The organism is Nocardia sp. NPDC059764 (assembly GCF_042732555.1).
Lineage (GTDB): Bacteria > Actinomycetota > Actinomycetes > Mycobacteriales > Mycobacteriaceae > Nocardia.
In genome coordinates this window covers 1-6,924 of the sequence record NZ_JBHWHH010000274.1, presented here as the reverse complement: position 1 = coordinate 6,924, position 6,924 = coordinate 1, and the positions used below count along the sequence as shown (strand labels likewise).

Here is a 6,924-nt window from a genome sequence, read left to right as displayed (position 1 = left end):
CATTCAGGTCAGGGCTGCCGTAATCGCGGGCGGTCCACTGCGCATAGCGGCGACCAGCCGCGGGCGAGGACCAGCAGTTCGACGACGAAAGGGCCCGGCATCCCCGAATCGGATGCCGGGCCCTTTCGAGGACCTGAAACCTTACGCGGTTTCGGTGATCGGGCGGTCGACCCAGCTCATCAGGCTGCGCAGCTGCGCGCCGGTGACCTCGATCGGGTGCTCGGCGTTGGCCTTGCGCAGGGCCTCGAGCTCCTTGTTGCCGCCTTCGACGTTGGCGACGAGGCGCTTGACGAAGGTGCCGTCCTGGATGTCGGTCAGGATCGCCTTCATGCGCTCCTTGGTGCCGGCGTCGATGACGCGCGGGCCCGACAGGTAGCCGCCGAACTCGGCGGTGTCGGAGACCGAGTAGTTCATGCGGGCGATGCCGCCCTCGTACATCAGGTCGACGATCAGCTTGAGCTCGTGGAGGACCTCGAAGTAGGCCATCTCCGGCGCGTAGCCGGCCTCGACCATGACCTCGAAACCGGTCTTGACCAGTTCCTCGGTGCCACCGCAGAGCACGGCCTGCTCACCGAAGAGGTCGGTCTCGGTCTCTTCCTTGAAGGTGGTCTTGATGACGCCCGCGCGGGTGCCGCCGATGCCCTTGGCATAGGACAGGGCCAGCGCCTGGCCGGTGCCGGTCGGGTCCTGGTCGATGGCGATCAGGGCCGGAACGCCCTTGCCGTCGGCGAACTGGCGACGCACCAGGTGGCCGGGGCCCTTGGGGGCGACCATGCCGACGGTGACGTTGGCCGGAGCCTTGATCAGACCGAAGTGGATGTTCAGGCCGTGGCCGAAGAACAGCGCGTCGCCGTCCTTGAGGTGCGGCTCGATGTCGTTGGTGAAGATGGAGGCCTGCGCGGTGTCGGGCGCGAGGACCATGATCACGTCGGCCCACTCGGAGACCTCGGCGGGGGTGCCGACGGTCAGGCCGGCCTCTTCGGCCTTGGCACGGGACTTCGAGCCCTCCTTGAGGCCGATGCGCACGTCGACGCCGGAGTCGCGCAGGCTCAGCGAGTGGGCGTGGCCCTGGCTGCCGTAGCCGATCACGGCGACCTTCTTGCCCTGGATGATCGACAGATCGGCATCGTCGTCGTAGAACATCTCGACTGCCACAGTGGTTCCCTTCAGATTGTTTGGTTAGTGAGAAGTATCGGGCCAGCGGTTATCGCGGGCTTTATCGGGTCGCGGTGATGGACTTGGGTCCACGACCCACGGCGACAACGCCGGACTGCACGATCTCACGGATGCCGTACGGCTCCATCATGCGCAGCAGCGCGTCCAGCTTGGAGCGGGTGCCGGTGGCCTCGATGGTCAGCGCGTCGGGCGACACGTCGATCACCTTGGCACGGAACAGGTTCACGGCCTCGATCACCTGGGTGCGCACACTCGCGTCGGCACGCACCTTCACCAGGATCAGTTCACGGGCGACCGAGGAATCGGTGTCCTGCTCCACGATCTTGATGACATTGACCAGCTTGTTGAGCTGCTTGGTGACCTGCTCGAGCGGCAGGTCCTCCACGGTCACCACGATGGTCATGCGCGAGATCTCGGGGATCTCGGTGCCACCCACCGCGAGGGACTGGATATTGAAGCCACGCCGGGAGAACAGCGAAGCCACCCGGGCCAGCACGCCCGGCTTGTCCTCCACCAGCACGGAGAGGGTGTGGGTGGTGGTCATTCCTCGGTCCCCTTCTGGGAAGCGCGCTCGTGAGCGTTCAGCGAAGCCTTCTCGTGCGACATGGCCTCGTGGATGACGGCCGGCTCGGAAGCCTGCTCGTCGTCGTCGAACAGCGGGCGGATGCCACGCGCGGCCATGATCTCGTCGTTCGACGTGCCGGCGGCGACCATCGGCCACACCTGCGCGTCCTTGCCGACGATGAAGTCGATCACCACGGGACGGTCGTTGATCGACTGCGCCTCGCGGATCGCGGCCTCCACGTCCTCTTCCTTCTCCACGCGAATACCGTGGCAGCCCAAGGCTTCCGCGAGCTTCACGAAGTCGGGGATGCGCAGGGTGTGGGTGCCCAGGTCGGTGTTGGAGTAGCGCTGCTCGTAGAACAGGGTCTGCCACTGGCGGACCATGCCCAGATTGCCGTTGTTGATCAGCGCGACCTTGATCGGCACGCCCTCGACGGCACAGGTGGCCAGCTCCTGGTTGGTCATCTGGAAGCAGCCGTCACCGTCGATGGCCCAGACCTCGGAGTCCGGCATGCCCATCTTGGCGCCCATGGCCGCGGGCACCGCGTAGCCCATGGTGCCCAGACCGCCCGAGTTCAGCCAGGTGCGCGGGTTCTCGTACTTGATGAACTGCGCGGCCCACATCTGGTGCTGGCCGACGCCGGCACAGTAGATCGCCTCGGGACCGGCCAGCTGACCCAGCTTCTCGATCACGAACTCCGGCGACAGCGAACCGTCCGACGGGGTCTTCCAGCCCAGCGGGTAGGCATCGCGAATCCCGTTCAGGTAGCCCCACCACTCGGTCAGGTCCAGCAGCGGGGTCTTGCCGCCGGTGGCCGGGTCGGCCTTCAGGGTCTCGATCAGCTCGGTGATGACCTCGCGGCAGTCACCCACGATCGGCACGTCGGCGTGGCGGTTCTTGCCGATCTCGGCGGGGTCGATGTCGGCGTGGATCACCTTGGCGCCGACCGCGAACGAGTCCAGCTGGCCGGTGACGCGGTCGTCGAAACGCGCGCCCAGGGTGATCAGCAGGTCCGAACGCTGCAGCGCCGCAACGGCTCCCACGGTGCCGTGCATACCCGGCATACCCATGTTGAGGGTGTGGGTGTCGGGGAACGCGCCGCGCGCCATCAGGGTGGTGACCACCGGGATGCCGGTCAGCTCGGCCAGTTCCAGCAGCTCGGTCGAGGCGTCGGCCTTGATCACGCCGCCGCCGACGTAGAGCACGGGAGCCTTGGACTCCATGATCATGCGGGCGGCCTCGCGGACCTGCTTGCCGTGCGGCTTGGTGACCGGACGGTAGCCGGGCAGCTTCATCTCCGGCGGCCACGAGAACGTGGTCTGCGCCTGCAGCACGTCCTTCGGGATGTCGACCAGCACCGCGCCGGGACGGCCGGTGGAGGCGATGTGGAACGCCTCGGCGATCATCCGCGGGATGTCGATGGGGTCGGTGACCAGGAAGTTGTGCTTGGTGCACGCCATGGTGATGCCGGAGATGTCGGCTTCCTGGAAGGCGTCGGTGCCGATCAGCGACCGGCCCACCTGGCCGGTGATGGCGACCAGCGGCACCGAGTCCATCTGCGCGTCCGCGATCGGGGTGACCAGGTTGGTCGCGCCCGGACCGGACGTGGCCATGCACACACCCACCTTGCCGGTGGCCTGCGCGTAGCCGGTCGCGGCGTGACCCGCGCCCTGCTCGTGGCGGACCAGCACGTGGCGGACCTTGGTGGAATCGAAGAGCGGGTCGTAGACGGGAAGGATCGCACCGCCCGGAATACCGAATACCGTGTCGACGTCCAGTTCCTCGAGCGAACGGACGACCGACTGCGCGCCGGTGACCCGCTCGGGCGGGACCTGGCGGCGGTTCGGGGTCGCGGCCGGAGCCGCGGTCGGCTGAGTGGCCGAAGGCGCGGGCCTGCGGGCCGAGGGCCCGGGCCGGGCGGTAGGTGCGCTCACCGTCTTGGTTCCTTACTGCTTGTCGTTCCAGTCCGAGGGACTTGCCTGAACACAAAAAAGCCCCCGACAGCCATGGGCTGTTCGAGGGTGGCGCGTCGCAGCTGCGAGCTGACGTAATGGACCTAATAGTCGTCGGCTCAGCGCTGGACGCGCCGGCCGATTACGAGCAACTCGATTCGATTCACGCGCTCGACGGTATGCGCGCGCTAGTCGTTCAGTCAAACAGCTGACCTATGGGGTCTCATTATGTGAGACAGTGCGGTTGTTCGGGTCCGTTCACCATGATGCGAGGATATGGGTGTGTCCTCACAGCATCAGTCCGTGCCACCTGCTCGATCGTCCCATACGCCCGGCGCCGAATCGGACGCGGGTCGCGTGATCCGCATCCCCCGGCTCGCTCACCTCGGGGTGTTCATCCTGCTGTTCTCCGTGGCCTTCCCGTTCTTCGGGGCGCCCAAGGTGCTGTGGATCCTGTTCGCGATCCCGGCCGCGCTGGTGGTCTGGATCGAGCGGACCCGGACCACCGTCTCGGACAACGGCATCGACACCCGCACCCTGGTCGGCTCCCGGCACATCGACTGGGCCGACGTGCGCGGGCTGGTCATCCCCAAGCGCGGGTACCTGCGGCTGCACCTGGCCGACGACACCGATGTGACCTTGCCCGCAGTCGGCTACCACCGGCTCGCCGACCTCGTGGACGCCTCGGGCGGGCGCATCCCGGACCCGTTCGCCCAGGAGCCGGAGGAAACCGACGAACCGGCCGAAGCGGATGAATCTCACACCGAGGGCACCGAGGCCGAGGGCGAATCCGGCAAGCCGTAGGCGTTTCGGGGGTGCGGAGTTTCCACCGGAGGTAATCGGGGTCATAGGCCGGGAGTAACGTTGATGCCCGCCGGAGGAACGTCGCGAGACCCGAATTCTCGTGTCGCGAACCGCCGGCCAGTCGCTCAACAGCCCCCTGCGACACGAACCGAGGACCAATGCCACCGCTTCGCTCACGCACCACCACCGTCGGACGCAATGCCGCGGGCGCTCGCTCGCTCTGGCGCGCGACCGGCCTCACCGACTCCGACTTCGGGAAGCCGATCGTCGCCATCGCGAACTCCTACACCCAGTTCGTACCCGGCCACGTGCACCTGAAGGACGTCGGCGAGATCGTGGCCGAGGCGGTGCGGGCGGCCGGTGGCGTCCCGCGCGAATTCCACACCATCGCCGTCGACGACGGCATCGCCATGGGACACGGCGGCATGCTGTACTCGCTACCCTCGCGCGAGATCATCGCGGACTCGGTGGAGTACATGGCCAACGCCCACACCGCCGACGCGCTGGTGTGCATCTCCAACTGCGACAAGATCACCCCCGGCATGCTGAACGCCGCCATGCGGCTCAACATCCCGGCCGTGTTCGTCTCCGGCGGCCCGATGGAGGCCGGCAAGGCCGTGATCGTGGACGGCGTCGCGCAGGCCCCGACCGACCTGATCACCGCCATCTCCGCGAGCGCCTCGCAGGCCGTCAGCGACGAGGGCCTCGGCGAGGTCGAGCGGTCTGCCTGCCCGACCTGCGGCTCCTGCTCGGGCATGTTCACCGCCAACTCGATGAACTGCCTCACCGAGGCGCTGGGCCTGGCGCTGCCGGGCAACGGCTCCACCCTGGCCACCCACGAGGCCCGGCGCGCGCTGTTCCAGAAGGCCGGCAAGGTCATCGTGGACATCGCCACCCGCTGGTACCGCGACGACGACGCCTCGGTGCTGCCGCGGAACGTGGCCAATGCCAAGGCCTTCCGCAACGCCATGGCGCTGGACGTGGCCATGGGCGGTTCCACCAACACCGTGCTGCACACCCTCGCCGCCGCGCAGGAGGGTGAGATCGACTTCGATCTGCAGACCATCGACGAGATCTCGCGTCGCGTGCCCTGTCTGTCGAAGGTCTCCCCCAACTCCGACTACCACATGGAGGACGTGCACCGCGCCGGCGGCATCCCGGCCATCCTCGGCGAGCTGCGCCGCGGCGGGCTGCTGGAGACCGACGTGACCACCGTGCACACCGCCTCCTTCGACGAGTGGCTCGACACCTGGGACGTGCGCTCGGGCAAGGCTTCCGACGAGGCCGTGCAACTGTTCCACGCCGCGCCCGGCGGCGTCCGCACCACCGAGCCGTTCTCCACCGCCAACCGCTGGTCCTCGCTGGACACCGACGCCGAGGGCGGCTGCATCCGCGAGGTGGCGCACGCCTACACCGTCGAGGGCGGCCTGTGCGTGCTGCGCGGCAATATCGCCCCCGACGGCGCGATCCTCAAGACCGCCGGCATCGACGAGGACCTGTTCACCTTCGAGGGCCCGGCCGTGGTGGTCGAATCCCAGGAGGAGGCGGTCTCCAAGATCCTGGGCAAGGAGATCCAGCCCGGCGACGTGGTCGTGGTCCGCTACGAGGGTCCGCGCGGCGGTCCGGGCATGCAGGAGATGCTGCACCCCACCTCCTTCCTGAAGGGCGTGGGCCTGGGCAAGGTCTGCGCGCTCATCACCGACGGCCGCTTCTCCGGCGGCACCTCGGGCCTGTCCATCGGCCACATGTCTCCGGAGGCCGCCGGCGGCGGATCCATCGGACTCATCGAGAACGGTGACCGCATCCGCATCGACGTGCACACCCGCGCGCTCGAATTGCTGGTTCCCGAAGACGTTCTCGCGGAGCGCCGCGTGAAGATGGAAGCCTCGGAGCGGCCGTGGCAGCCGGTGAACCGGGAGCGTCCGGTCACCACCGCGCTGCGCGCGTACGCCGCGCTCGCCACTTCCGCCGACAAGGGTGCCGTCCGGCGCGTGCCGTAATCGAGAAAGCAAGGGAATGACAATCGAATACATCGGCCAGGCCGACACCGAATTCGTCGGCAAGGCCGACTCCATGCTGGCCGAGTACACGGCGATGCTGCGTCGCTCCGACGCCCGCAACGCCGAGGCCCGCGAACTGCTCGCCGACGCCGAGGCCCTGGCGGCCGAGGCGCGCGACCTCGACAATGCCGAGTTCATGGCGACTCCCGACGAGCAGGTACGGATCGGGGCGCACCGGGCGCTGCTGCAGCGCGAGATCGACGCGAAGTCGAGCCGGGTGCTCCAGCTCCACCAGGAGACCTTCCAGGAATGGGAAGCCTGGACCGCACGCCAGTGAGGGTGGGGGCGAGCCCCCACACCCCCTGAGGCGAATACCGGGCCCCCGCCCCCCCCCCCCGCTACCCAAACGCCCGGCGCGATCCCCGGG

At 68.1% G+C, this 6,924-nt stretch carries 6 protein-coding genes; 3 read left to right on the top strand and 3 right to left on the bottom strand.

Annotated elements, in window-relative coordinates; translation table 11 throughout:
• Positions 1 to 141: 141 nt before the first annotated feature.
• From ilvC to ACFV4K_RS34065, 3 genes are all read right to left on the bottom strand, one after another.
• Positions 142 to 1,143, bottom strand: a complete 1,002-nt coding sequence (ilvC, locus tag ACFV4K_RS34075; protein WP_379280415.1) for a ketol-acid reductoisomerase — start codon at positions 1,141 to 1,143, stop codon at positions 142 to 144.
• A gap of 73 nt (positions 1,144 to 1,216) precedes the next feature.
• Positions 1,217 to 1,720, bottom strand: coding sequence for an acetolactate synthase small subunit (gene ilvN, locus ACFV4K_RS34070; protein WP_040860049.1), 504 nt, complete (start codon positions 1,718 to 1,720; stop codon positions 1,217 to 1,219).
• Entirely contained in the window at positions 1,717 to 3,675 is a 1,959-nt protein-coding gene (locus ACFV4K_RS34065; RefSeq protein WP_379280414.1) for an acetolactate synthase large subunit, read from the bottom strand. The genes ilvN and ACFV4K_RS34065 overlap by 4 nt, the downstream gene beginning before the upstream one ends.
• 321 nt (positions 3,676 to 3,996) lie before the next feature.
• Between ACFV4K_RS34065 and ACFV4K_RS34060 the strand changes: the two genes are divergently transcribed.
• The 3 genes from ACFV4K_RS34060 to ACFV4K_RS34050 all read left to right on the top strand — a co-directional run bounded on the left by ACFV4K_RS34060 (position 3,997) and on the right by ACFV4K_RS34050 (position 6,834).
• A complete protein-coding gene (locus tag ACFV4K_RS34060) occupies positions 3,997 to 4,497 on the top strand; it encodes a PH domain-containing protein (protein ID WP_379280413.1) in 501 nt (166 codons plus the stop codon).
• Positions 4,498 to 4,655: 158 nt separating this feature from the next.
• On the top strand, positions 4,656 to 6,497 hold the full coding sequence (gene ilvD / locus ACFV4K_RS34055) for a dihydroxy-acid dehydratase (RefSeq protein WP_379280412.1): 1,842 nt from the start codon (positions 4,656 to 4,658) through the stop codon (positions 6,495 to 6,497).
• A 16-nt stretch (positions 6,498 to 6,513) separates the two neighbouring features.
• The gene (locus tag ACFV4K_RS34050; RefSeq protein WP_379280411.1) at positions 6,514 to 6,834 is read left to right on the top strand and encodes a hypothetical protein; all 321 of its coding nucleotides are present in this window, start codon (positions 6,514 to 6,516) and stop codon (positions 6,832 to 6,834) included.
• Positions 6,835 to 6,924 lie beyond the last annotated feature (90 nt).

Coding starts and splice junctions, on each gene's coding strand:
- ACFV4K_RS34050 (WP_379280411.1), top strand. CDS start 6,514: ATGACAATCGAATACATCGGCCAGGCCGACACCGAATTCGTCGGCAAG.
- ilvD (WP_379280412.1), top strand. CDS start 4,656: ATGCCACCGCTTCGCTCACGCACCACCACCGTCGGACGCAATGCCGCG.
- ilvN (WP_040860049.1), bottom strand. CDS start 1,720: ATGACCACCACCCACACCCTCTCCGTGCTGGTGGAGGACAAGCCGGGC.
- ilvC (WP_379280415.1), bottom strand. CDS start 1,143: ATGTTCTACGACGACGATGCCGATCTGTCGATCATCCAGGGCAAGAAG.